The following is a 22,922-nucleotide window of genomic DNA, read 5'->3' as shown; positions in this document are numbered from 1 at the left end:
CTCGATCGGTGAACTGTCCCGCCGAGCCTGACCGTCAATGACGACACCCTGTGTCAGGTATTGCGCGCACACTGATCCGATGCGAGCCGACCGCCTGCTGTCCATGCTCTGGCTGCTGATGGCGCACGAGTCCCTGTCCGCCGCCGAACTGGCCCGGCGGCTGGAGGTCTCCGCCCGGACGGTGCTGCGCGATGTCGAGGCACTGTCCGCCTCCGGGGTGCCGGTGTACTGCGAGCGCGGGCGGGCCGGTGGGGTCCGGCTGCTGCCGGGCTTCCGCACCCGGGTGACCGGGCTGAGCGAGGCGGAGGTGCGCAGCGTGTTCCTGGCGATGGCGGCCCCGGTCGCCGACTCGCTGAACTGGGGCCCGGCCATGGTCTCCGGGCTGCGGAAGCTGGACGCCGCGCTGCCGCTGGACCAGCGCGGGGCGATCGACGGCCTGGCCCGGCGCCTGGTGATCGACCCGGAGGGCTGGCTGCCGCGGCACGGGACGCCGCCGCTGGAACCGCTGCTGGAGGCGGCGCTCGGCGACCGGCGGCTGCGGGTGGACTACCGCTCGCGCAGCGCCGGCGGGACCTGGTCGGAGCCGGTGGACGCCTATGGTCTGCTGTCCGCGGCGGGGTCCTGGTACCTGGCGGTGGGCCGGGCCGGTGCGCCCCGGTTCCTGCGGGTGGAGCGGATCGAGCGGTGCGAGGTGCTGGACCAGACCTTCACCCGGCCGCTCGGGCTCGACCTGCGCGCGCTGTGGGAGTCGGAACGGGCGGCCTACCGGCGGCAGCACGACGAGCCGGTGCACGCCCTGGTCGAGCTGGACCCGGCCCGCCGGGACGACCTGGCCGAGGCCGCGGCCGGTGTGACCGACCGGGGGGTGGCCGCCGACGGCCGGCTGGTGGTGCTGGCGACCTTCGGCGACCGGCGGCACGCACGGTCCGTGCTGGAGCGCTTCGGGTCGCAGGTGGCGGTGCGCGAACCGGACTGGCTGCGCGAGGGGCTGATCGAGCGCGCCCGGGCGGTGCTGGCTCAGTACATGTAGCCGAACCGGCCCCAGTCCGGGTCCCGGCGCTCCAGGAACGCGTCCCGGCCCTCCACCGCCTCGTCGGTCATGTACGCCAGCCGGGTGGCCTCCCCGGCGAAGACCTGCTGCCCGGCCAGCCCGTCGTCGGCCAGGTTGAACGCGAACTTCAGCATCCGGATCGCCTGCGGGGACTTGGTGGCGATGATCCGGGCGTACTCCAGCGCCGCGTTCTCCAGTTCGGCGTGGTCGACCACGTCGTTGACCGCACCCCAGTCGTAGGCGTCCTGCGCCGAGTACTCCCGGGCCAGGAAGAAGATCTCCCGGGCCCGCTTCTGCCCGACCTGGCGGGCCAGCAGCGCCGAGCCGTAGCCGCCGTCGAAGGAGCCGACATTCGCGTCGGTCTGCATGAACCGGGCGTGCTCGCGGGAGGCGATGGTCAGGTCGGCGACCACGTGCAGCGAGTGCCCGCCGCCGGCCGCCCAGCCGTTGACCACCGCGACCACGACCTTGGGCATGGTCCGGATCAGGCGCTGCACCTCCAGGATGTGCAGCCGTCCGGCCCGGGCCGGGTCGATGTGGTCGGCGGTCTGGGCGTCCGTGGTGTCGGTGTACCGGTAACCGTCCCGGCCGCGGATCCGCTGGTCGCCGCCGGAGCAGAACGCGTAGCCGCCGTCCTTGGGTGAGGGACCGTTGCCGGTCAGCAGCACGGTGCCCACGTCCGAGCTCATCCGGGCGTGGTCCAGCACCCGGTACAGCTCGTCGACGGTGTGCGGGCGGAAGGCGTTGCGGACCTCGGGCCGGTCGAAGGCCACCCGGACCACCGGCAGGTCGCGCGGCTCGGCACCGCTGCGGTCCACCCCGCGGTGGTAGGTCAGGTCGGTCAGGTCCTCGAAGCCGGTGACCGTGCGCCAGCGGGTCGGGTCGAAGGTGTCGGACACGGGGGCGGGCAGGCTGTCGGTCACGTCCGCCAGCGTAGGCCAGTGCAGAAAGTGGTACGGTCGTGCCATTACGGGGTGCGTGACGGCGGACGAGGCCACCCGGCGCACCCACCGGTGGGGCGTCCCACCAGGAGTGTGCGAGATGGCCTGGGTCGTGCTGATCCTGTCCGGTCTGCTGGAGGCGGGCTGGGCCCTGAGCCTCAAGGCGTCCGAGGGGTTCACCAAGCTGTGGCCGAGCGTGTCCTTCGTGGCGCTGCTGGGCCTGTCGATGTTCGGGCTCAGCTGGGCGCTGCGGACCCTGCCGGTCGGGCTGGCCTATGCGGTCTGGGTCGGCATCGGCGCGGCGACCACCGCGGTGCTGGCGATCCTCTGGCTGGGCGAGGGGGTGTCGGTGGGCAAGGTGATCTCGCTGGCGCTGATCGTGGCCGGGGTGGTCGGGCTCAACCTGACCTCCGGTGGGCACTGAACGATGACCGGCACCGAACGATGACCGGCGGCGGCACGGCCAAGGGTGCCCGGCGGCGGGACCTGATCGCCGCTGCCGCCGCCGCGGTCGTGCTGGAACAGGGGCCGGCCGGGCTGAGCCACCGGGCGGTGGCCGCCCGTGCCGGGGTGCCGCTGGCGGCGACCACCTACTACTTCCGCGACCTGGACGAGCTGGCGGCCCAGGCGGGCACCGCCCTGGTGGACCGGTGGGCCGAGCACGCCCGGCAGGTGCAGGACCGGGTGCGCGCGGACCCGGGCGCCCCCGACCCGGCCGAGGCGCTGGCCGCGGCCCTGCTCCCGCCCGGTGGCGACGCGGCGGTCCGTGCCCACCACGAGCAACTGCTGGCGCTCGGCCGCAACCCGGTGCTGGCCGCCGCCGTGGGGGCCGCCCGGGCCCGGCTGGACGCGGTCCTGGCCGAGCTGGTCACGGTGCTGCTCGCCGGAGTCACCGCACGGCCGGCCGACCCGGCGCTGGTGCTCGCGGTGGTGGACGGGGCGGTGGTGGCGGCGGCCAGCGAGGGACGACCGGTCCGGGCACACACCCGGGAGCTGCTGGCCGTGCTGATCGATGCGCTGCGCCCGCCGGGACCGCACCCTCTACCCTGACCGGGTGCATGTCTATGCGATCGGCCTGCGGACCCGGTTCCGGCGGATCACCGTCCGCGAGGGAATGCTGATCGAGGGCCCGGCCGGCTGGGGCGAGTTCAGCCCGTTCTGGGACTACGACCCGGTCGAGTCCGCCGCCTGGTGGCGGGCCACCCGGGAGATCACCGAGCAGGGACTGCCCGAGCCGGTGCGTGACCGGGTGCCGGTCAACGTCACCGTCCCCGCCGTCGGCCCGGAGCAGGCGGCCCGGATCGTGCGCGACTCCGGCGGCTGCCGCACCGCCAAGGTCAAGGTCGCCGAACCCGGTCAGACCGCCGCCGAGGAGGCCGACCGGCTCGCCGCGGTCCGGGAGGCGATCGGCCCGCAGGGCGCGATCCGGGTGGACGCGAACGGCGGCTGGGACGTGGACACCGCGGTGGACCGGATCACCGTGCTGGACCGGGCCGCCGGTGGCCTGGAGTACGTGGAACAGCCGGTGGCCAGCGTGCCGGACCTGGCGCGGGTGCGCCGGGCGGTGCGGGTGCCGATCGCCGCCGACGAGTCGATCCGCCGCGCCGAGGACCCGTTCGCGGTGGTCCGGGCGCAGGCCGCGGACATCGTGGTGCTCAAGGTGCAGCCGATCGGCGGGGTGCGGGCCTGCCTGGACCTCGCCGAGCGGATCGGCCTGCCGGTGGTGGTGTCCTCGGCGATCGAGACCTCGGTGGGGCTGGCCGCCGGGGTGGCGCTGGCTGCCGCGCTGCCTGAGCTGCCCTACGCCTGTGGCCTGGCGACCGCGCAACTGCTCACCGCCGACGTCACCGGCCACCCGCTGCTGCCGGTGGACGGTGCCCTGGATGTCGCCGCGGCCCGTGGGCTGCGACCCGACCCGGACCGGCTCGCGGCCACCGCCGCCGATCCGGAGACCACCGCCCGCTGGACCGCCCGGCTGGACGCGGTGCGGGCGGTGGCCGGATGACCGCCCCCGCCCCGCACGCGGCCCGGGTGCTGGTCCAGGCGCTCGCGGCCCTCGGTGTCCGGGACGTGGTGCTGGCCCCCGGCTCCCGGTCGGCGCCGCTGGCCTACGCCCTGGCCGACGCCGCCGCTGCCCACCGGCCCGAGCACGCCCCCGCGCTGCGGCTGCACGTGCGGGTGGACGAGCGGGTGGCGGGCTTCCTCGCCCTCGGACTGGCCCGGGCCGCACGCGAGTCCGGTCGGCCGCGTCCGGTGGCCGTGGTCACCACCTCCGGCACCGCGGTGGCGAATCTGCACCCGGCGGTGCTGGAGGCGCACCACGCCGGGCTGCCGCTGCTGCTGCTCACCGCCGACCGCCCGCACGAGCTGCGCGGCACCGGGGCGAACCAGACCACCGTCCAGGCCGGCCTATTCGGCGCCGCGGTCCGGCTGGCGCTGGACGTGCCCGCCCCCACCGGGCGGCCCGGCGAGGACCGCGACCTGCGGCACCTGGCCGGCCGGGCGGTCGCCGCGGCGCTCGGCACCCGGACCGCCGACCCGGGGCCGGTGCAGCTCGACCTCGCCTACCGCGAACCACTCACCCCGGACACCGCTGCCTGGCCCGAGCCCGGCACGACCGCCCTGGCCGAGGTGGTGCCCGCCACGACCGCGGTGCCCGACCGGCCGGTGCCGCCCGGACCGGTGGTGGTGGTCGCCGGTGACGGCGCGGGGGAGCAGGCCCGTCGGCTGGCCGAGGTGGCCAGCTGGCCGCTGCTGGCCGAACCGTCCTCCGGGGCGCGCTCCGGGCCGCACGCGATCAGCGCCTACCGCCTGCTGCTCGGCCGGCCGGAGCTGGGCGGGCGGATCCGGTCGGTGGTGCTGTTCGGTCGGCCCACCCTGTCCCGCCCGGTGTCGGCGCTGCTGGCCCGCGAGGACGTGCAGCTCACCGTGATCGCCCCCACCGGAGCCGACTGGCCGGATGCCGGCCGCGCCGCCGACCTGGTGCTGCCCGCGGTGCCGCCGACCTGGTGGCAGCCGGCCGGTGACCCGCACTGGACCGCCGACTGGCAGCAGGCGGATGCCCGGGCGGTGGCCGCGCTGGACACCGAGCTGGCCCTGCTGGACGCGGTCGACGAGCTGGCCGCCGAGGCCGTCGGCACCACCTCGGGCGCCGGTCTGCCCGGCCCGGTGGTGGCCGCCGCGGTGACCGCCGCGACCCGGCCCGGCGACGTGCTGGTGCTCGGGTCGTCCAACCCGATCCGGGATGCCGATCTGATGGCCCGCTGGTCCGAGCCGGTCACCGTGTTGGCCAACCGCGGCCTGGCCGGGATCGACGGCACGATCTCGACCGCCTCCGGGGTGGCGCTCGGGCTGCCGGGCCGGCGGGTGCGGGCGCTGATGGGCGACCTGACCTTCCTGCACGACGCCGGTGGCCTGCTGCACCTGGACGCCGAGCAGCGCCCGGACCTGCAGGTGGTGGTGATGAACGACGGCGGCGGCTCGATCTTCGCCACCCTGGAGCACGGGGCGGCCGAGCGGGCGGCGGTGTTCGAGCGGATCTTCGGCACCGCCCACCGCGCCGACCTGGCCGGGCTGTGTGCCGGGTACCGGGTGCCGCACCGCCTGGTCCGCACCCGGGCGGAGCTGACCGCCGCGCTGGACCAGCCGGTCACCGGCACCAGCGTGGTCGAGGTGGTGGTGGACCGGGCGGATCGGCGGGCACTGATGGAGCGGCTTTCGGCTGCGGTGGCGGCCGCTGTCGGGGGACAATCGGGCTGAGCCGTCCCGGGTTCGCCGGGCTGCCACGGATTCGCAGCAGACTCCCAGGAATCATCGAGTCATGCTTCAGCACGATGGGGTCAGATAGTCCCCGAGGAGGAGGTAGACCCCATGAGCAACACACCCGAGGACCGCTTCGACGGCACCCCCCGGCAGGACGGGGAGGCGCCCGAGCGCGACCAGGCAGCCGCACAGCCGCAGGCGCCGGACGCCGCCGTCACCCAGCCGATCGAGCCCGCCACGACCGAGGCCACCGCATCCGCCGAGGCCGCCCCCGCGGCGCACGAGACCACACCGGCGACCGAGCCGGTGCCGCAGCACCCGCAGGAGGCCCCGACCCAGCGGATCGCCCCGGCTCCCACCCAGGCGTTCCCGGCCGCCCCGGCCGCGCAGGCGCCGACCCAGCCGGTGCCGACCCCGGCCGGTTCCCCGCAGGGCACCCCGCCCGCGACCTGGAGCCGTCCGGCGGAGTCGCACTGGAGCGGTCAGCCCGGCCCGCAGCAGCCGGCCGCCGGCACCCCGAGCACCCCGGCGCCGGGCACCCCGGCCCGGCCGTCGGACCCGTTCGCGGTCGCGTCCGGCCCGGCGGGCGCCCACACCCAGCAGCCCGCCGGCCAGCCCGGCACCCCGGAGCGCCCCGCCGCGTTCGGCCACCCGCACCCGGCCGCCGCTGCCCCGCAGCACGGCACCCCGCAGGCGGCTCAGCAGCACGGCGCCCCGCAGGCGGCCCCGCAGCACGGCGCCCCGCAGCACGGCGCGACCTCGTACCCCGCGCCGCAGCAGAGCGCCCGCCCGACCGTGTCCTGGGGCACCCCGGCACCCGCCGCGCAGCAGCAGCCGACCCCCGGGCCGGCCGCGCCGCAGGGTCCGTACGCGGGCCCTTACGCCGCGACCCCCGAGGCGGAGGCCGCCAACGGTGGCCCGGAGTACCCGGCCGCCTTCGGCGCGCCCGCCCCGGAGGGCCAGCAGCCCCCGGCGGAGAAGAAGAAGCGCAACCCGGTGCTGATCCCGCTGGTCGCGGTCGCCGTGGCGGCTGCCCTGCTGTCCAGCGGCGGCACCGCGGTCGTGATGAGCCTGATGGACCGGGGTGGCAACACCGGTGCGGCGAACATCGCGACCCTGGGCCAGAGCAGCGCCGCCGGTGTGCCGGTGGCCGGGTCCTCGGTGGAGAACCCGGACTGGCAGGCGGTGGCCTCGGCGGTGAAGAACTCCGTGGTGGCGATCCAGGTGGTGACCAGCGCCGGTGAGGCCGAGGGCTCCGGCGTGATCGCCGACGCCGACGGCAACATCATCACCAACAACCACGTGGTCTCCGGTGCGCAGGACGACCAGGTGCAGGTGACGCTGTCCGACGGCCGGATCTACACCGCCGACGTGGTGGGCACCGACCCGACCACCGACCTGGCCGTGATCCGGCTGCAGGACCCGCCGGACGACCTGTCCCCGGCTGCCATGGCCGAGGAGTCGCCGACCGTCGGTGACCCGGTGATGGCCGTGGGCAACCCGCTGGGGCTCGCCAACACGGTGACCACCGGCATCGTCTCCGCGCTGGACCGCCCGGTGTCGACCACCGAGTCCGGTTCCTCGGAGACGGTGGTGACCAACGCGATCCAGATCGACGCCGCGGTGAACCCGGGCAACTCCGGCGGTCCGTTGTTCAACGCCGCCGGTCAGGTGATCGGCATCACCTCGTCGATCGCGACCACGTCCAGCGCCTCCGGGTCGATCGGCCTCGGCTTCGCCATCCCGATCAGCCTGGCGCAGTCGGTCGCCGGCCAGCTGGTCGAGGACGGGGTGGCCGAGCACGCCTACCTCGGTGTCGGGCTGACCGACGGCACCGCCACCGCGGACGGGGTGACCCGGGCCGGTGCGCAGGTGCAGTCGGTGTCCGACGGCTCCCCGGCCGCCAAGGCGGGGCTGCAGGTCGGTGACGTGATCGTGGCGATCGACGACCGGGTGGTCGGCGGCGCCGAGTCGCTGACCGGCTACGTCCGCACCCACGCCTCCGGCGACCAGGTCACGCTCACCGTGGTCCGGGACGGCAAGTCGATGACCGTCGACGTCACGATGGCGGTGCGCGAGGAGGACGGCGCGAGCTCCGGTTCCGGCCAGCAGGGTCAGGGTGGCCAGCAGGGCCAGGGCGGCCAGCAGGGCCAGGGCGGCCAGGGCGGCTCCGGCGACGGCTCGGGCGACCTGGAGAACATGACCCCGGAGCAGCTGTGGGAGTGGTTCCAGCAGCAGCAGGGTGGCGACCAGGGCTGACGCCCGCCACCTGCCCACCGACCGGCCCGGGCGGCGTCCCCCCTGCCCCGCCCGGACCGTCGACGGCCCCCGCACCGATCAGGTGCGGGGGCCGTCGTGCGTGGGGGGGTGCGCTCAGTCCGAGCCGAGCGCGTCCCGCATCGGCACCAGCTTGGCCCGGGACTCGGCCAGCTCGGACTCCGGGTCGGAGGCGGCGACGATCCCGCAGCCGGCGAACAGCCGCAGCCGGTGCGGGTCGGCCGGGTCCAGTTCGGCCGAGCGCAGCCCGATGCCCCACTCGCCGTCGCCGTCGGCGCCCAGCCAGCCCACCGGCCCGGCGTAGCGCCCGCGGTCCATCCCCTCGATCGCGCGGATCAGCTCCCGTGCGGCCTCGGTCGGGGTGCCGCAGACCGCGGCGGTGGGGTGCAACGCGGCGGCCAGGCTCAGCGAGGTGCTGTCGCCGTCCGGGGCGAGCACCCCGGTCACGTCGGAGGCCAGGTGCAGCACATTCGGCAGGTGCAGCACGAAGGGCACGTCCGGCACGTTGGTGGACGAGCAGAACGGCGCCAGCGCGTGGGCGACCGAGGACACCGCGTACTCGTGTTCCTCCAGGTCCTTGGAGGAGTGGGCGAGGATCGCGGCCCGGGCCAGGTCGGCGTCGTCGTCGCCGGTGCGCCGGATCGTGCCGGCCAGCACCCGGGAGGTGACCAGGCCCTTCTCCGAGCGGACCAGCAGCTCCGGGGTGGCGCCGATCAGGCCGTCGACGCTGAAGGTCCAGCAGGTCGGGTAGCGCTCGGACAGCCGGCTCAGTGCGTGCCGGACGTCCAGCGGCGCGCTGGTCCGGGCCACCTCGTCCCGGGCCAGCACCACCTTGTCCAGCTCGCCGGCCTTGATCGCGGCGATCCCGCGCGCGACCACACCGGTCCAGTCCTCGGCGGCGACCGAGCCGGGGTGGTACGTCACGTGTCCGGGCGGGGTGACCGGCGGCAGCGCGGCCCGGTGCCGGGCCAGCAGTCCGGCGTCCGGGGCGGGGCCGAGATTTCCGGCGGTCTCGATCACGGTCAGCCAGGCGCGGTCCTCCCGGCGGCCGACCACCACCCGCGGCACCACCAGTGCGCCGCCGGCCGGGGAGAGGTCGTCGAAGGCGAAGGAGCCGAAGGCGACCGGTCCGGTGCCGGGCAGCTGCACCTCGTCCCGGACCACCGCGTGCCCGATCAGCCGCTGCCAGGCCTGCTCGGCGTCGGCGAACCGCTCCGGCCCGTGCACGTCGATCCGGACCGCCTCGCCCCAGCCGACCAGGCCGTCGCCGCGGCGCACCCAGGCCAGCGGGGCGTCCGCGGGCAGCAGGGCGAGTAGGTCGTCGGGGGTGTCGAGGGCGACGGTGCGGACCACCAGCGGGGTGGGGTGCGGTGCGGCGGTGGGCGACCCGGGGTCGCCGAGGGGCGTGGTCATCGCCGACCAGGGTACGACCGGAGCGGCGGGCGTTCGCCCCGGAGTGACGCAGCAGTCCCTGCGACCTGACACGATGGCCCCATGTCTCGCGCCTCCCTCGACAAGGACCCCCGCGACGTCGCCGCGATGTTCGACGGTGTCGCCCGTCGGTACGACCTGACCAACGACGTGCTCTCCCTGGGACAGGACCGCGCCTGGCGCCGGGCCACCCTGACCGCCCTGCGCGCGGTGCCGGGGGAGAAGGTGCTGGATCTGGCCGCGGGCACCGGGACCTCCAGCGAGCCGCTGGCGGACGCCGGGGTGCGGGTGGTGCCCTGCGACATCTCGACCGGGATGCTGGCGGTGGGCAAGCAACGCCGCCCCGACCTGCCGTTCACCGCCGGGGACGCGACCGCGCTGCCGTTCGCCGACGACGCCTTCGACGCGGTGACCATCTCCTTCGGTCTGCGCAACGTGGTGGACACGGTCGCGGCGCTGTCCGAGATGCGCCGGGTGGTGCGCCCCGGTGGCCGGCTGGTGATCTGTGAGTTCTCCACCCCGTCCTGGAAGCCGTTCCGCGCGGTGTACGACGGGTACCTGACCAAGGCGCTGCCGGCGGTGGCCCGGGTGGTGGCCAAGCAGTCGGCGGCCTACGCCTACCTGGCCGAGTCGATCCAGGACTGGCCGGACCAGGTCGGGCTGGCCGGGCTGATGAAGCAGGCGGGCTGGACCTCGGTGGCGTACCGGAACCTCACCGGCGGCATCGTGGCGCTGCACCGGGCGACCAAGGGCTGACCACAGGGTGACCGGCGTCACCCCGGCGCCGGGCCCGGATCGGGTCCGGTTCGGGACATTGGTCCTGAGGGTCGACGGGGTGTCAGCATGAGGCTGAGCAGGCCCGTTTCGCCCGCAGGACCTAGGTCCGGGTTAGACTCGGCCGAGGCGAGTGTGACGGCATTCACATAGGTGAGGGAACTGTGACCGGAGCAGTGAACGATGACGCGGACGTCATCGTCGTGGGGGCTGGGCCTGGGGGCTCCAGCGCCGCGTACCACTGTGCTGCCGCGGGTCTGCAGGTCCTGCTGCTCGACAAGGCGTCCTTCCCCCGGGACAAGATCTGCGGCGACGGGCTGACCCCGCGCGCGGTGGCCGAACTGGTCCGGATGGGCGTGCCGATCCGCGAGCAGGACGGCTGGATCCGGAACACCGGTCTGCGGGTGCTCGGCGGCGGTCACGTGATCGAACTGCCCTGGCCCGAGCTGTCCAGCTACCCGTCCTTCGGCCTGGCCCGGTCGCGGATGTCGCTGGACCACCTGCTGGTCGAGCACGCCCGCGCCGCCGGCGCCAAGGTCGCCGAGCGCACCAACGTCACCGGCCCGCTGATCGACGAGCGCACCGGCCGGGTGATCGGGGTCCAGGCCCGCCCGGTCGACGACAACGGCCGCCGCGCCGGCGAGCCGGTCACCTACCGCGCCCCGGTGGTGATCGCCGCCGACGGCGTCTCCGCGCGGCTGGCCACCGGCATGGGCCTGGAGAAGCGCCAGGACCGCCCGATGGGGGTGGCCGTGCGCACCTACTTCCGGACTCCGCGGCACGACGACCCGATGATGGAGAGCCACCTCGAGCTCTGGGACGGCAAGCCCGGCGAGTCCGACCTGATGCCCGGCTACGGCTGGATCTTCTCTCTCGGCGACGGCACCGCGAACGTCGGCCTCGGCTCGGTCAGCTCCACCGCCGCGGCCACCAAGGTCGACTACAAGGACCTGTTCGCGAAGTGGATGGCGAACGCCCCCGCCGAGTGGGAGTTCACCGAGGAGCACCAGGTCGGCCCGGTCCGCGGCGCCGCCCTGCCGATGGGCTTCAACCGCGGCCCGCTGTACGGCAAGGGCCTGATGCTGGTCGGCGACGCCGCCGGGATGGTCAGCCCGTTCAACGGCGAGGGCATCGCCTACGCCCTGCAGGCCGGCCGGGTCGCCGCCGACGCGATCACCCAGTCCCTGGCGCGGAACACCGCCGCCGGCCGCGAGCGGGCGCTGGCCACCTACGGCACCCGGATGAAGGACGACCTTGGCGGGTACTACACCCTGGGCCGGGTCTTCGTGAAGCTGATCGAACACCCCCAGGTCATGCATCTGTGCACGCGCTACGGGTTGCCTCGCCCGCTGCTCATGAAGTTCGTGCACAAGCTGCTGGCCGACTGCTACGAACCGCACGGTGGCGACTGGGCCGACCGCGTGATCGCCGGACTCGCACGGATGGCGCCCGCCGCATGAGACCGCCACCCCCACCCGACGGCTGCGTCGCGCCGGTTCCCACTCGCCCCCCCGCCGGAGCCGGAGCACGCTGAGATGACTCTGACGCCCCCGGAAGCACTCCATCCCCCACTGGGAGAGCCCCGATGAACAACCCGTACATCCCGCTGCTCGTCATGATGGGCGTGGCCGCGCTGCTCGCCCTCGGCGGGCTCGGCGCCAGCGCCGTGATCGGGCCGAAGCGGTACAACCGCGCCAAGCTCGAGGCCTACGAGTGCGGCATCCAGCCGACCCCGCACGCCATGGGCGGTGGCCGGTTCCCGGTGAAGTACTACCTGGTCGCGATGACCTTCATCATCTTCGACATCGAGGTGGTGTTCCTCTACCCCTGGGCGGTCAGCTTCTCCGAGCTCGCCGTGTTCGGCCTGATCGCGATGCTCGGGTTCCTGGCGCTGATCACGGTGCCGTTCATGTACGAGTGGCGCCGCGGCGGCCTGGAATGGGACGAGGACTGACATGGGTATCGAAGAAGCACCGTCCGGCTTCGTCCTGACCTCGGTCGAGAAGTTCGCCGGCCTGGCCCGCAAGGCGTCGGTCTGGCCGGTCACGTTCGGCCTGGCCTGCTGCGCGATCGAGATGATGGCCACCGGTGGGTCCCGGTTCGACATCTCCCGGTTCGGCATGGAGGTGTTCCGCGCCTCGCCGCGCCAGTCCGACCTGATGATCGTCGCCGGCCGGGTGAGCCAGAAGATGGCCCCGGTGGTGCGCCAGGTCTACGACCAGATGGCCGGGCCGAAGTGGGTGCTGTCGATGGGCGTGTGCGCCAGCTCCGGCGGCATGTTCAACAACTACGCGATCGTCCAGGGCGTGGACCACATCGTGCCGGTGGACATCTACCTGCCGGGCTGCCCGCCGCGCCCGGAGATGCTGATCAACGCGATCCTCGAGCTGCACGAGCAGATCCGGAACGAGCCGCTGGGCAAGAACCGCAAGGAGATCGCCGAGGCGGTGGAGGCGGCCGCGCTGCGCGCCGAGCCCACCTCGCACATGACGGGACTGCTGCGATGACCGACGAGAAGAAGGACGCCGCCGACGCCGTGAACACCCAGGTGCAGGCGACCGCGGAGACCGCGCTGGAGGCCGCCTCCCAGGGGCATCGGGTGCCGCTGGACGTGGTCTCGGTCCGCGAGGGCATGTTCGGGGTCACCGGCTCCGGCGACACCTCCGGCTTCGGCGGGCTGGTCAGCACCGTGGCGATGCCCGGCCCGAGCGAGCGGCCCTACGGCGGCTGGTTCGACCAGGTGGTCGACGTGCTGATCGAGCTGCTGGACGGCTCCGGCACCGGGTATGCCAACGCGGTGGAGTCGGTGATCGTCGACCGCGGCGAGCTGACCCTGAACATCGCCCGCGAGCACCTGGTGGAGGTCTGCCGCCACCTGCGCGACGACCAGGACCTGCGGTTCGAGCTGTCGCTGGGTGTCTCCGGCGCGCACTACCCGCACGACACCGGCCGGGAGCTGCACGCCGTCTACCACCTGACCTCGATCACCCACGGCCGCCGGCTGCGGCTGGAGGTCGCGGTGCCGGACGGCGATCCGACCATCCCGACCACGGTCGACGTGTACCCGGCCAACGACTGGCACGAGCGCGAGACCTGGGACTTCTTCGGCATCGTCTTCACCGGGCGCGACGACCTGGCCCGGATCGAGATGCCGGACGACTGGCCCGGGCACCCGCAGCGCAAGGACTACCCGCTCGGAGGCATCCCGGTGGAGTACAAGGGCGCCACCGTGCCCCCGGCCGATCAGCGGAGGCAGTACAAGTGACCGCTCAGACCCAGACCCACGCGACCGGGCACCTGTTCGACGCGGAGACCGACGGGGTCAAGACCTACGAGGCGACCGGCGGCGACTGGTCGGACATCGCCGAGGAGGCGGCCCGGCTCGGCGAGCAGCGGATCGTCGTCAACATGGGCCCGCAGCACCCGTCCACCCACGGCGTGCTCCGGCTCATGCTCGAGATCGACGGTGAGACGGTCACCGAGGCCCGCGCGGGCATCGGCTACCTGCACACCGGCATCGAGAAGAACATGGAGTTCCGCACCTGGACCCAGGGCGTGACCTTCTGCACCCGGATGGACTACCTGGCGCCGCTGTTCCAGGAGGCCGCCTATTGTCTGGGCACCGAGCGGCTGCTCGGCATCACCGACGACATCCCGGAGCGGGCCACCCAGATCCGGGTGCTGATGATGGAGCTGAACCGGGTGGGCTCCCACCTGGTCGCCCTGGCCACCGGCGGCAACGAGCTCGGCGCCACCACGCTGATGACGATCGGCTTCACCGCCCGCGAGGAGATCCTGCGGGTGTTCGAGCTGATCACCGGCCTGCGGATGAACCACGCGTACATCCGGCCGGGTGGCGTGGCCCAGGACATCCCGCCGGGCGCGCTGGACCAGATCCGTGAGGCGATCGTCGGGGTCAAGCGCTACCTGCGCCAGCTCGAGGACCTGATGCTCGGCCAGCCGATCCTCAAGGGCCGGCTGCAGAACGTGGGCGTGCTGAACCTGGCGTCCTGCATGGCGCTGGGCATCACCGGCCCGATGCTGCGGTCCACCGGCCTGCCCTACGACGTGCGCAAGGCCGCGCCGTACTGCGGCTACGAGACCTACGACTTCGACGTCCCGGTGTCCGACAACGCGGACTGCTGGGACCGGATGGTGCTCCGGATCGAGGAGTGCTACCAGTCGATGAAGATCGTCGACCAGGTGCTCGAGCGCCTGCAGGCCTCCACCGGCAAGCCGGTGATGGTCGACGACAAGAAGATCGCCTGGCCCGCACAGCTCGCCATCGGCTCCGACGGCATGGGCAACTCGCTGGACCACATCCGGGAGATCATGGGCACCTCGATGGAGGCCCTGATCCACCACTTCAAGCTGGTGACCGAGGGCTTCCGGGTCCCGGCCGGCCAGGTGTGGCAGACCGTCGAGCACCCGCGCGGCGAGCTGGGCGTGCACCTAGTCTCCGACGGGGGCACCAAGCCGTACCGGGCGCACTTCCGCGACCCGTCCTTCAACAACCTGCAGGCCGTGTCGATGCTGTGCGAGGGCGGGCAGGTGGCCGACGTGGTCTGCGCCGTCGCCTCGATCGACCCGGTGCTCGGAGGGGTGGACCGATGACCGTCGTCAACACGGGCCGTCGGTACGACGACGAGACCCACGCCCGGCTGGCCGCCGACGCCGCCCAGGTGCTCAGCCGCTACCCGGACACCCGCTCCGCACTGCTGCCGCTGCTGCACCTGGTGCAGTCCGAGGACGGCTTCGTCAGCCCGTCCGGGATCGCGTTCTGCGCCGAGACCCTGGGGCTGAGCACCGCCCAGGTCTCCGCGGTGGCCACGTTCTACACCCAGTACAAGCGCCGCCCGAACGGCGAGTACACGGTGGGGATCTGCACCAACACGCTGTGCGCCATCATGGGCGGCGACGCGATCTGGGAGGACCTGACCGAGCGCCTGGGCGTCGGCCACGACGAGACCACCGCCGACGGGAAGATCACCCTGGAGCGGATCGAGTGCAACGCCGCCTGCGACTACGCACCGGTGATGATGATCAACTGGGAGTTCTTCGACAACCAGACCCCGGAGTCCGCCGCCGAGGTGGTGGGCAAGCTGATCGCCGGTGAGCCGGTCGCGCCGAGCCGCGGCCCGGACCGGGTGGGCACCTTCAAGGAGGTCTCCCGGGTGCTGGCCGGCTTCGGCGACGGGCACGCGAACGAGGGGGTGGGCGCCGGCGCCCCGACCCTGCGCGGTCTGGAACTGGCCCGCGAGCACGGCTGGACCGCACCCGAGTACCCGAGCGGCACCCCGGACTCCGGCTCGGCCCCGCTGGGTGGCGGCGACACCACCCCCGAGGTCGGCGCACCGCAGTCCTCCACCGACCGGCCCGCCGCGGGTGCGCAGGAGCGTTCCGGCGCCCAGGAGAAGACCGAGCACCGCACCGACGACAGCGCGAAGGAGTCGTGATGTCCGAGACGCCGACCCTGACCCCGGTGCTCAGCGAGCGCTGGGACGCCGACCGGTCCTGGACCCTGAGCAGCTACGAGGCGCACGGCGGTTACCGCGGCCTGCGCAAGGCGCTGGGCATGGAGGCCGCCGACCTGGTCGCCCTGGTCAAGGACTCCGGGCTGCGCGGCCGTGGCGGTGCCGGCTTCCCGACCGGCCTCAAGTGGTCCTTCCTGCCCGCCCCGGACGGCGGCCCGCGCTACCTGGTGGTCAACGCCGACGAGTCCGAGCCGGGTACCTGCAAGGACATCCCGCTGATGCTGGCGGACCCGCAGGTGCTGGTGGAGGGCGTGGCGATCACCTCCTACGCGATCGGCTGCCACCACGCCTTCATCTACCTGCGCGGCGAGGTGGTGCACGTCTACCGCCGGCTGCTGCAGGCGGTGGAGGAGGCCTACGCCAAGGGCTACCTGGGCAAGAACATCCTCGGGTCGGGCTACGACCTGGACGTCACGGTGCACGCCGGCGCCGGTGCCTACATCTGTGGCGAGGAGACCGCGCTGCTCGACTCGCTGGAGGGCCGTCGTGGCCAGCCGCGGCTCAAGCCGCCGTTCCCGGCGGTCGCGGGGCTGTACGCCCGGCCGACCGTGGTGAACAACGTCGAGTCGATCGCCTCGGTGCCCGGCATCGTGCTGGGCGGCTCGGACTGGTTCCGGGCGATGGGCACCGACAAGTCGCCGGGCCACGGCATCTTCTCCCTGTCCGGCCACGTCAAGCGGCCCGGGCAGTACGAGGCGCCGTTCGGCATCACCATGCGCGAGCTGCTGGAGATGGCCGGGGGCGTGCGCGAGGGCCACGAGCTGAAGTTCTGGACCCCGGGCGGTTCCTCGACGCCGATCTTCACCGCCGAGCACCTGGACGTGCCGCTGACCTACGACGACGTGGCCGCGGCCGGGTCGATGCTGGGCACCCGCGCGCTGCAGGTCTTCGACGAGACGGTGTCGGTGGTCAAGGCGGTCTCGCGCTGGACCCAGTTCTACAAGCACGAGTCCTGCGGCAAGTGCACCCCCTGCCGGGAGGGCACGTTCTGGCTGGCCCAGGTGCTGGGCCGCCTGGAGGCCGGGCAGGGCCAGCCCGGCGACATCGAGCTGCTGCTGGACCTGTGCGACAACATCCTGGGCAAGGCGTTCTGCGCCCTGGGCGACGGGGCGACCAGCCCGATCACCTCCGCGGTGCAGTACTTCCGCGAGGAGTTCGAGGCCGGGATGCACACCGCCGCCGACGAGCTGTTCCCGCCGGAGCGCTCGACCCTGTTCCCCTACACGCCCCGCCGGAAGTCGGGTCAGCTCGCGGGAGTGCACGCATGACCGTCACCGCCAACAAGCCCGGCGTTCCTGAGGTCCAGGACGGGGTCACCTTCACCATCGACGGCATCGAGACCACCGTGCCGAAGGGCACCCTGGTGATCCGGGCCGCCGAGCAGCTCGGCATCCAGATCCCGCGGTTCTGCGACCACCCGCTGCTCGCCCCGGCCGGCGCCTGCCGCCAGTGCCTGGTCGAGGTCTGGGCCCCGGGCCGGGACGGCAACCTGGCGAAGATGCCCAAGCCGCAGGCCTCCTGCACCCTGACCGCCACCCCCGGCATGGAGGTGCGCACCCAGCGGACCTCGGCCGAGGCGGACAAGGCGCAGCACGGCGTGATGGAGCTCCTGCTGATCAACCACCCGCTGGACTGCCCGGTCTGCGACAAGGGCGGCGAGTGCCCGCTGCAGAACCAGGCGATGTCCAACGGCCGGGCGAGCACCCGGTTCGTGGACATCAAGCGGACCTTCCCCAAGCCGATCGCGGTGTCCACCCAGATCCTGCTGGACCGGGAGCGCTGCATCCTGTGCCAGCGCTGCACCCGGTTCTCCCGGGAGATCGCCGGCGACCCGTTCATCGACCTGCAGAAGCGCGGCGCGATGCAGCAGATCGGCCGGTTCGACGCCGAGGTGCTGGGCTTCGCGGAGGGTGCCGGTGACCAGGGCACCGGTGACGACACCGCCCCCGGCCAGGACCGCCTGACCACCGACGGCACCGTGCTGCTCGGCACCGAGATCCCGGTCGGCCCGGCTGAACTGGACGAAGAGGGGCAGACCTTCGCCTCCTACTTCTCCGGCAACACCGTGCAGATCTGCCCGGTCGGCGCGCTGACCAGCGCGGCCTACCGGTTCCGGGCCCGGCCGTTCGACCTGGTCTCCACCCCGGGTGTCTCCGAGCACGACTCGAACGGCTCCGCGCTCCGGATCGACCACCGCCGCGGCGTGGTGCTGCGCCGGCTGTCCGGTGAGGACGCCGAGGTCAACGAGGAGTGGATCAGCGACAAGGACCGCTTCGCCTTCGCCTGGCAGTCCGCCGCCGACCGGATCACCACCCCGCTGGTGCGCGAGGACGGCGAGCTGCGGCCGGCGTCCTGGGCCGAGGCACTGGAGGTCGCGGCGCACGGACTGGAGCAGGCGACCGGGGTGGGCGTGCTGCCCGGCGGCCGCCTGACCCTGGAGGACGCCTACGCCTACGCCAAGTTCGCCCGGGTCGCGCTCGGCACCAACGACGTCGACCTGCGCGCCCGGCCGCACTCGGACGAGGAGTCGGCGTTCCTGGCGCACGCGGTCGCCGGAACCGGGCTGGGCGTGACCTTCACCGACCTGGAGCACGCCCCCGCGGTGCTGCTCGCCGGCCTGGAGGCCGAGGAGGAGGCCGGGATCCTGTTCCTGCGGCTGCGCAAGGCCGCCACCACCGGCCGCACCCGCGTGCTGTCGGTGGCGCCCTTCGCCAGCCGCGGGCTGAACCGGATGAACGGCACCCTGATCGCCGCCGCCCCGGGCACCGAGCCCGAGGTGCTGGACGCGATCACCAAGGGGAAGCTGTCCGACCCGAAGCAGGCACTGTCCGCCGAGGGCGCGGTGATCCTGGTCGGCGAGCGGCTGGCCGCGATCCCCGGTGCACTGTCCGCGGTGCTCCGGCTCGCCGACCGCACCGGCGCCCGGCTGGCCTGGGTGCCGCGCCGGGCCGGTGAGCGCGGCGGCGTGGACGCCGGTGCGCTGCCCGGTCTGCTGCCCGGCGGCCGCCCGGTCGCCGACGCCGCCGCCCGGGTGGACGTCGCCGCGGCCTGGGAGGTCGAGCACCTGCCGGCCGAGCCCGGTCGCAGCGCCGACCGGATCCTGGCCGCGGCCGCCGCCGGTGAGCTGGGCGCCCTGCTGGTCGGCGGTGTCGACCTGCGGGACCTGGCCGACCCGGCCGCTGCCCGGGCCGCCCTGGACGCGGTGGGCTTCCTGGTCTCCCTGGAGGTCCGCGCCTCCGAGGTCACCGAGCGGGCCGACGTGGTGCTGCCGGTCGCCCCGCCGGTGGAGAAGCCCGGCACCTTCGTCAGCTGGGAGGGCCGTCGCCGGCCGTTCCCGCAGGCGCTGACCTCCACCGCGATGTCCGACCACCGGGTGCTGGACGCGCTGGCCGACGAGCTGGGCGTCACCCTGGGCACCAAGACGGTCGCCGCCGTGCACGCCGAGCTGGACGCGCTGGGCAGCTGGGACGGTGCCCGGACCGGTGCCCCGGCGGTCGCCGCCGGCCCGGCCCCGGTGATCGAGGCCGGACAGGCGGTGCTGGCCGGCTGGCACCTGCTGCTGGACGCCGGCCGGCTCCAGGACGGTGAGCCCTTCCTGGCCGGCACCGCCAAGCGCCCGGTCGCCCGGGCGTCCGCCGCCACCGCCGCCGCGATCGGCCTCGCCGAGGGCGGGTCGGTCGAGGTGAGCACCGAGGCGGGGGCGATCGTGCTGCCGCTTGTCATCGACGAGCTGCCGGACCACGTGATCTGGCTGCCGACCGCGGCCCCCGGCTGCCAGGTGCGGGACACCCTGCACGCGGTGCCGGGCGACGTGGTGCGGATCGCCGCTGCGACCACCAAGGAGGTGACGGCGTGACCGTCCTCGCCACTGCTGCGGGCACCGCGGCGACCGGCGCCGACTTCAGCAACGACGTGTTCTGGGTCTGGCTGCTCAAGGCGGTCGGGATCATCGTGTTCCTGCTGCTGTCGGTGCTGATCGCGATCTGGTTCGAGCGGCGCGTGGTCGGCCGGATGCAGCTGCGTCCCGGCCCGAACGTGCACGGCCCGTTCGGCCTGTTCCAGTCGCTCGGCGACGCGATGAAGCTCCTGCTCAAGGAGGACATCACCGTCAAGGCCGCCGACAAGGTGATCTACATCGTCGCGCCGGTGATCGCGGTGTTCTGCTCGCTGCTCACCTACGCGGTGATCCCGTTCGGGCCGGAGGTCAGCATCTTCGGGGTGGTCACCCCGCTGCAGCTGACCGACTTCCCGGTGGCGGTGCTGTACATCCTGGCCTGTGCCTCGGTGGGCGTGTACGGCATCGTGCTCGGCGGCTGGTCGTCCAACTCGACCTACCCGCTGCTGGGTGCGGTGCGGTCCACCGCCCAGGTGATCAGCTACGAACTGTCGATGGGCCTGTCCCTGGTCAGCGTGTTCATCGTGGCCGGGTCGATGTCGACCTCGCAGATCGTGGACTCCCAGACCCGGGTGTGGTGGCTGATCCCGCTGCTGCCCGCGTTCATCATCTACGTGATCTCGATGGTCGGTGAGACCAACCGGCTGCCCTTCGACCTGCCCGAGGCCGAGGGCGAGCTGGTCGGCGGGTACACCACCGAGTACTCGTCGATGAAGTTCGCCTGGTTCTTCCTGGCCGAGTACATCAACATGCTCAACGTCTCCGCGGTCGCCACCACGCTGTTCTTCGGTGGCTGGCGGGCGCCGTGGCCGCTGTCCGCGATCAACGACGGCATGTTCAACACCGGCTGGTGGCCGCTGCTGTGGTTCGTGGTCAAGATCTGGCTGTTCATGTTCCTGTTCGTCTGGATCCGCGGCACGCTGCTGCGCTTCCGCTACGACCAGTTCATGAAGTTCGGCTGGAAGGTGCTGATCCCGTCCGCGCTGATCTGGCTGGTGTGCGTGGCCGTGGTGCAGGGCGTGCAGCAGTTCTCCGACCTGGACGTGCGGACCTGGGCGATCGGCGCGGCCGTCGTGCTGGTGGCGGTGGTCGTGATCACCTTCCTGATCCCGGAGAAGAAGCAGCCGGAGGAGGAGGGTGCCGCGCCGGACGAGCCCTTCGACGCCTTCGCCGACGGCTTCCCGGTCCCGCCGCTGCCCGGCCAGCAGCTCCCGCCGTCCCCCCGCGCCGCCCGGCTCGCCACCGTGTCGAGCGGTCCGGCCCTGACCGGCGGCGACGACTCCACCCCCACCGAGGAGGCGCCCCGTGGCTGACACCACCGGCAAGGACGTCCAGAAGAACGGCCAGGGCGGCGAGGTGCAGCGCTCCGGCCGCGAGGTCGCGGCGCCCCGGCCTTACCAGTCGCTGATCCCGAAGCGGAACGCGGTGGAGGACCTGCTCGGCCCGGCCGCCGGCTTCGGCGTGACGATCAAGAACTTCTTCAGCCGGACCGTGACCGAGCAGTACCCGCGCGAACCCGCCCGGGTGAAGCCGCGGTTCCACGGCCGACACCAGCTCAACCGGTACCCGGACGGGCTGGAGAAGTGCATCGGCTGCGAACTGTGCGCCTGGGCCTGCCCGGCGGACGCGATCTACGTCGAGGCCGCCGACAACACCGCCGACGAGCAGTTCTCCCCCGGCGAGCGGTACGGCCGCGTCTACCAGATCAACTATCTGCGCTGCATCTTCTGCGGTCTGTGCATCGAGGCCTGCCCGACCCGGGCGCTCACCATGACCAACGAGTTCGAGCTCGCCGGTCCGACCCGTGAGGGCCTGATCTTCGAGAAGCAGGATCTGCTCGCGCCGCTGGCCGACGGGATGCTCGCCGCGCCGCACCCGATGGTGGAGGGCACCACCGACACCGAGTACTACCGGGGTGAGGTCACCGCACCGACCCCGGCCCAGGTGGAGTGGGTCGGCGAGCACCGGCCCGAGGACCCGTCGCTGCCCGCCGCCCGCACCCGGGCCGGCGCCGCGACTCACCAGGGGCAGGAGGCCCGATGAACAACCCGTCCACCGCCGAGGCAGTGCTGTTCTGGGTGCTGGCCGTCGTCATGGTGGCCGCCGCCTGTGGACTGCTCTTCGCGCGCAAGGCCGTGCACGCCGCGATGAGCATCGTGCTGGTGATGATCTGCCTCGCCTTCCTGTACGTCGCCCAGGACGCGCCCTTCCTCGGCGTGGTCCAGGTGGTCGTGTACACCGGCGCCGTGATGATGCTGTTCCTGTTCGTGCTGATGCTGGTCGGCGTCGACGCCTCGGACTCCCTGGTGGAGACGATCAAGGCGCAGCGCTGGGTCGGCTGGATCGCCGGGATCGGCCTGGCCGTGATCCTGATCGGCGTGCTGGTCCGGGCCACCTACCCCGAGGTCGCCGGGCTGGACGAGGCGAACGCCCCGGGCAACCCGACCGGCGTCGCCCGGATCATCTTCGGCGAGCACGTCTTCGGGCTGGAGGTGGTCGGCGCCCTGCTGGTGATCGCCGCGCTCGGTGCCCTGGTGCTCACCCACCGCACCCGGCTGAAGAAGCTGGTCAAGCAGCCGGAGCGCCAGGCGCTGCGGATGAAGGCCGGCACCCGGATCACCCCGCTGCCCGCCCCCGGCGTCTACGCCCGGCACAACGCGATGGACGTGCCGGCCCTCGACCCGCAGGGCAACCCGATCGAGGACTCGGTGCCCCGGGTGCTGCGGATCCGCGGCCAGGAGGCCGGCACCACCAGCTACCACGCCGACACCTACCGGCGTGCGGTGACCGCGGTCGCCGACCCGCCCGAGGCGACCGGCGGTGACCCCGCCGCGCTGCTGGGCACCGAGGAGTCCGAAGCCAGGCCCCCGGCCGCCGCGCCAGGGCACACCAGCGGACCCACCACCGACGTGGACCTGGGCGCCGCCTCCACCAAGACGGAGACCGAGCCGTGAGCCTGACCCACTACCTGGTGCTGTCCGCCATCCTGTTCTCGATCGGCGCGGCCACCGTGCTGCTCCGGCGGAACGCGATCATCGTGTTCATGGGCGTCGAGCTCATGCTGAACGCCTCGAACCTGGCGCTGGTGACCTTCTCCCGGCTGCACGGCAACCTGACCGGCCAGGTGATGGCCTTCTTCGTCATGGTGGTCGCCGCGGCGGAGGTCGTGGTCGGGCTCGCGATCATCGTGTCGATCTTCCGCACCCGGAAGTCGGCGTCGGTCGACGACATCAACCTGCTGAAGAGCTGAGGGGAAC

At 73.3% G+C, this 22,922-nt stretch carries 21 protein-coding genes; 19 read left to right on the top strand and 2 right to left on the bottom strand.

All coding sequences use genetic code 11. From position 1 onward, the window contains the following. The first annotated feature begins 79 nt into the window (after positions 1–79). On the top strand, positions 80–1,030 hold the full coding sequence (locus tag HGA03_RS02960; protein WP_168628688.1) for a helix-turn-helix transcriptional regulator: 951 nt from the start codon (positions 80–82) through the stop codon (positions 1,028–1,030). Here the strand turns inward: HGA03_RS02960 and HGA03_RS02955 are convergent. Then, positions 1,018–2,019 carry a 1,4-dihydroxy-2-naphthoyl-CoA synthase gene (locus tag HGA03_RS02955; protein WP_168628687.1) on the bottom strand — a complete coding sequence of 334 codons (1,002 nt, stop codon included), beginning with the start codon at positions 2,017–2,019 and terminating at the stop codon, positions 1,018–1,020. The genes HGA03_RS02960 and HGA03_RS02955 overlap by 13 nt on opposite strands. A 73-nt stretch (positions 2,020–2,092) precedes the next feature. On the opposite strand from HGA03_RS02955, the gene HGA03_RS02950 reads away from it, so the two are divergent. The 5 genes from HGA03_RS02950 (at position 2,093) to HGA03_RS18665 (ending at position 8,013) form a co-directional block, all read left to right on the top strand. Then, on the top strand, positions 2,093–2,416 hold the full coding sequence (locus tag HGA03_RS02950) for a DMT family transporter (protein ID WP_168628686.1): 324 nt from the start codon (positions 2,093–2,095) through the stop codon (positions 2,414–2,416). 20 nt (positions 2,417–2,436) lie between these two features. Further along, a complete protein-coding gene (locus tag HGA03_RS02945; protein WP_168628685.1) occupies positions 2,437–3,042 on the top strand; it encodes a TetR/AcrR family transcriptional regulator in 606 nt (201 codons plus the stop codon). Next, on the top strand, positions 3,005–3,997 hold the full coding sequence (locus HGA03_RS02940) for an o-succinylbenzoate synthase (RefSeq protein ID WP_168628684.1): 993 nt from the start codon (positions 3,005–3,007) through the stop codon (positions 3,995–3,997). The genes HGA03_RS02945 and HGA03_RS02940 overlap by 38 nt, the downstream gene beginning before the upstream one ends. Continuing rightward, entirely contained in the window at positions 3,994–5,751 is a 1,758-nt protein-coding gene (gene menD, locus HGA03_RS02935) for a 2-succinyl-5-enolpyruvyl-6-hydroxy-3-cyclohexene-1-carboxylic-acid synthase (protein ID WP_168628683.1), read from the top strand. The genes HGA03_RS02940 and menD overlap by 4 nt, the downstream gene beginning before the upstream one ends. A gap of 111 nt (positions 5,752–5,862) precedes the next feature. Continuing rightward, a complete protein-coding gene (locus tag HGA03_RS18665; protein ID WP_168628682.1) occupies positions 5,863–8,013 on the top strand; it encodes a trypsin-like peptidase domain-containing protein in 2,151 nt (716 codons plus the stop codon). Between the two features lie 114 nt (positions 8,014–8,127). Here HGA03_RS18665 and HGA03_RS02925 read toward each other — a convergent pair whose 3' ends face one another. Then, entirely contained in the window at positions 8,128–9,444 is a 1,317-nt protein-coding gene (locus HGA03_RS02925) for an isochorismate synthase (protein WP_168628681.1), read from the bottom strand. A gap of 81 nt (positions 9,445–9,525) precedes the next feature. Between HGA03_RS02925 and HGA03_RS02920 the strand changes: the two genes are divergently transcribed. From HGA03_RS02920 to nuoK, 13 genes are all read left to right on the top strand, one after another. Beyond that, positions 9,526–10,218, top strand: coding sequence for a demethylmenaquinone methyltransferase (locus HGA03_RS02920; protein ID WP_168628680.1), 693 nt, complete (start codon positions 9,526–9,528; stop codon positions 10,216–10,218). A gap of 182 nt (positions 10,219–10,400) precedes the next feature. Beyond that, entirely contained in the window at positions 10,401–11,696 is a 1,296-nt protein-coding gene (locus HGA03_RS02915; RefSeq protein ID WP_239073575.1) for a geranylgeranyl reductase family protein, read from the top strand. 125 nt (positions 11,697–11,821) lie between these two features. Then, a complete protein-coding gene (locus tag HGA03_RS02910) occupies positions 11,822–12,190 on the top strand; it encodes an NADH-quinone oxidoreductase subunit A (RefSeq protein WP_168628679.1) in 369 nt (122 codons plus the stop codon). Position 12,191: 1 nt separating this feature from the next. Further along, on the top strand, positions 12,192–12,743 hold the full coding sequence (locus tag HGA03_RS02905) for an NADH-quinone oxidoreductase subunit B (protein WP_168628678.1): 552 nt from the start codon (positions 12,192–12,194) through the stop codon (positions 12,741–12,743). Beyond that, positions 12,740–13,501 carry an NADH-quinone oxidoreductase subunit C gene (locus HGA03_RS02900; protein ID WP_168628677.1) on the top strand — a complete coding sequence of 254 codons (762 nt, stop codon included), beginning with the start codon at positions 12,740–12,742 and terminating at the stop codon, positions 13,499–13,501. Before HGA03_RS02905 ends, HGA03_RS02900 begins: the two co-directional genes overlap by 4 nt. Then, on the top strand, positions 13,498–14,850 hold the full coding sequence (locus tag HGA03_RS02895) for an NADH-quinone oxidoreductase subunit D (RefSeq protein WP_168628676.1): 1,353 nt from the start codon (positions 13,498–13,500) through the stop codon (positions 14,848–14,850). The genes HGA03_RS02900 and HGA03_RS02895 overlap by 4 nt, the downstream gene beginning before the upstream one ends. Next, positions 14,847–15,692 carry an NADH-quinone oxidoreductase subunit NuoE gene (gene nuoE, locus HGA03_RS02890; RefSeq protein ID WP_168628675.1) on the top strand — a complete coding sequence of 282 codons (846 nt, stop codon included), beginning with the start codon at positions 14,847–14,849 and terminating at the stop codon, positions 15,690–15,692. Before HGA03_RS02895 ends, nuoE begins: the two co-directional genes overlap by 4 nt. Further along, positions 15,692–17,038 carry an NADH-quinone oxidoreductase subunit NuoF gene (nuoF, locus tag HGA03_RS02885; RefSeq protein WP_168628674.1) on the top strand — a complete coding sequence of 449 codons (1,347 nt, stop codon included), beginning with the start codon at positions 15,692–15,694 and terminating at the stop codon, positions 17,036–17,038. Before nuoE ends, nuoF begins: the two co-directional genes overlap by 1 nt. Continuing rightward, positions 17,035–19,626: an NADH-quinone oxidoreductase subunit G gene (locus tag HGA03_RS02880; RefSeq protein ID WP_168628673.1), complete on the top strand. Its 2,592-nt coding sequence runs from the start codon at positions 17,035–17,037 to the stop codon at positions 19,624–19,626. The genes nuoF and HGA03_RS02880 overlap by 4 nt, the downstream gene beginning before the upstream one ends. Continuing rightward, the gene (nuoH, locus tag HGA03_RS02875) at positions 19,623–20,978 is read left to right on the top strand and encodes an NADH-quinone oxidoreductase subunit NuoH (protein ID WP_168628672.1); all 1,356 of its coding nucleotides are present in this window, start codon (positions 19,623–19,625) and stop codon (positions 20,976–20,978) included. Before HGA03_RS02880 ends, nuoH begins: the two co-directional genes overlap by 4 nt. Continuing rightward, positions 20,971–21,708, top strand: a complete 738-nt coding sequence (gene nuoI, locus HGA03_RS02870; RefSeq protein ID WP_168628671.1) for an NADH-quinone oxidoreductase subunit NuoI — start codon at positions 20,971–20,973, stop codon at positions 21,706–21,708. Before nuoH ends, nuoI begins: the two co-directional genes overlap by 8 nt. After that, positions 21,705–22,619: an NADH-quinone oxidoreductase subunit J gene (locus tag HGA03_RS02865; RefSeq protein ID WP_168628670.1), complete on the top strand. Its 915-nt coding sequence runs from the start codon at positions 21,705–21,707 to the stop codon at positions 22,617–22,619. Before nuoI ends, HGA03_RS02865 begins: the two co-directional genes overlap by 4 nt. Beyond that, positions 22,616–22,915: an NADH-quinone oxidoreductase subunit NuoK gene (gene nuoK / locus HGA03_RS02860; RefSeq protein ID WP_168628669.1), complete on the top strand. Its 300-nt coding sequence runs from the start codon at positions 22,616–22,618 to the stop codon at positions 22,913–22,915. Before HGA03_RS02865 ends, nuoK begins: the two co-directional genes overlap by 4 nt. Positions 22,916–22,922 lie beyond the last annotated feature (7 nt).

Source organism: Cellulomonas denverensis (genome assembly GCF_012396125.1).
Taxonomy (GTDB): domain Bacteria; phylum Actinomycetota; class Actinomycetes; order Actinomycetales; family Cellulomonadaceae; genus Cellulomonas; species Cellulomonas denverensis.
The sequence above is the reverse complement of the archived record's forward strand: the minus strand, read 5'-3'. Positions and strand labels throughout refer to the sequence as shown.

Excerpts from the sequence above, each read along its gene's own strand:
- HGA03_RS02960 (WP_168628688.1), top strand. The coding sequence starts at position 80 with ATGCGAGCCGACCGCCTGCTGTCCATGCTCTGGCTGCTGATGGCGCAC.
- HGA03_RS02955 (WP_168628687.1), bottom strand. The coding sequence starts at position 2,019 with ATGGCACGACCGTACCACTTTCTGCACTGGCCTACGCTGGCGGACGTG.
- HGA03_RS02950 (WP_168628686.1), top strand. The coding sequence starts at position 2,093 with ATGGCCTGGGTCGTGCTGATCCTGTCCGGTCTGCTGGAGGCGGGCTGG.
- HGA03_RS02945 (WP_168628685.1), top strand. The coding sequence starts at position 2,437 with ATGACCGGCGGCGGCACGGCCAAGGGTGCCCGGCGGCGGGACCTGATC.
- HGA03_RS02940 (WP_168628684.1), top strand. The coding sequence starts at position 3,005 with ATGCGCTGCGCCCGCCGGGACCGCACCCTCTACCCTGACCGGGTGCAT.
- menD (WP_168628683.1), top strand. The coding sequence starts at position 3,994 with ATGACCGCCCCCGCCCCGCACGCGGCCCGGGTGCTGGTCCAGGCGCTC.
- HGA03_RS18665 (WP_168628682.1), top strand. The coding sequence starts at position 5,863 with ATGAGCAACACACCCGAGGACCGCTTCGACGGCACCCCCCGGCAGGAC.
- HGA03_RS02925 (WP_168628681.1), bottom strand. The coding sequence starts at position 9,444 with ATGACCACGCCCCTCGGCGACCCCGGGTCGCCCACCGCCGCACCGCAC.
- HGA03_RS02920 (WP_168628680.1), top strand. The coding sequence starts at position 9,526 with ATGTCTCGCGCCTCCCTCGACAAGGACCCCCGCGACGTCGCCGCGATG.
- HGA03_RS02910 (WP_168628679.1), top strand. The coding sequence starts at position 11,822 with ATGAACAACCCGTACATCCCGCTGCTCGTCATGATGGGCGTGGCCGCG.
- HGA03_RS02905 (WP_168628678.1), top strand. The coding sequence starts at position 12,192 with ATGGGTATCGAAGAAGCACCGTCCGGCTTCGTCCTGACCTCGGTCGAG.
- HGA03_RS02900 (WP_168628677.1), top strand. The coding sequence starts at position 12,740 with ATGACCGACGAGAAGAAGGACGCCGCCGACGCCGTGAACACCCAGGTG.
- nuoE (WP_168628675.1), top strand. The coding sequence starts at position 14,847 with ATGACCGTCGTCAACACGGGCCGTCGGTACGACGACGAGACCCACGCC.
- nuoF (WP_168628674.1), top strand. The coding sequence starts at position 15,692 with ATGTCCGAGACGCCGACCCTGACCCCGGTGCTCAGCGAGCGCTGGGAC.
- HGA03_RS02880 (WP_168628673.1), top strand. The coding sequence starts at position 17,035 with ATGACCGTCACCGCCAACAAGCCCGGCGTTCCTGAGGTCCAGGACGGG.
- HGA03_RS02865 (WP_168628670.1), top strand. The coding sequence starts at position 21,705 with ATGAACAACCCGTCCACCGCCGAGGCAGTGCTGTTCTGGGTGCTGGCC.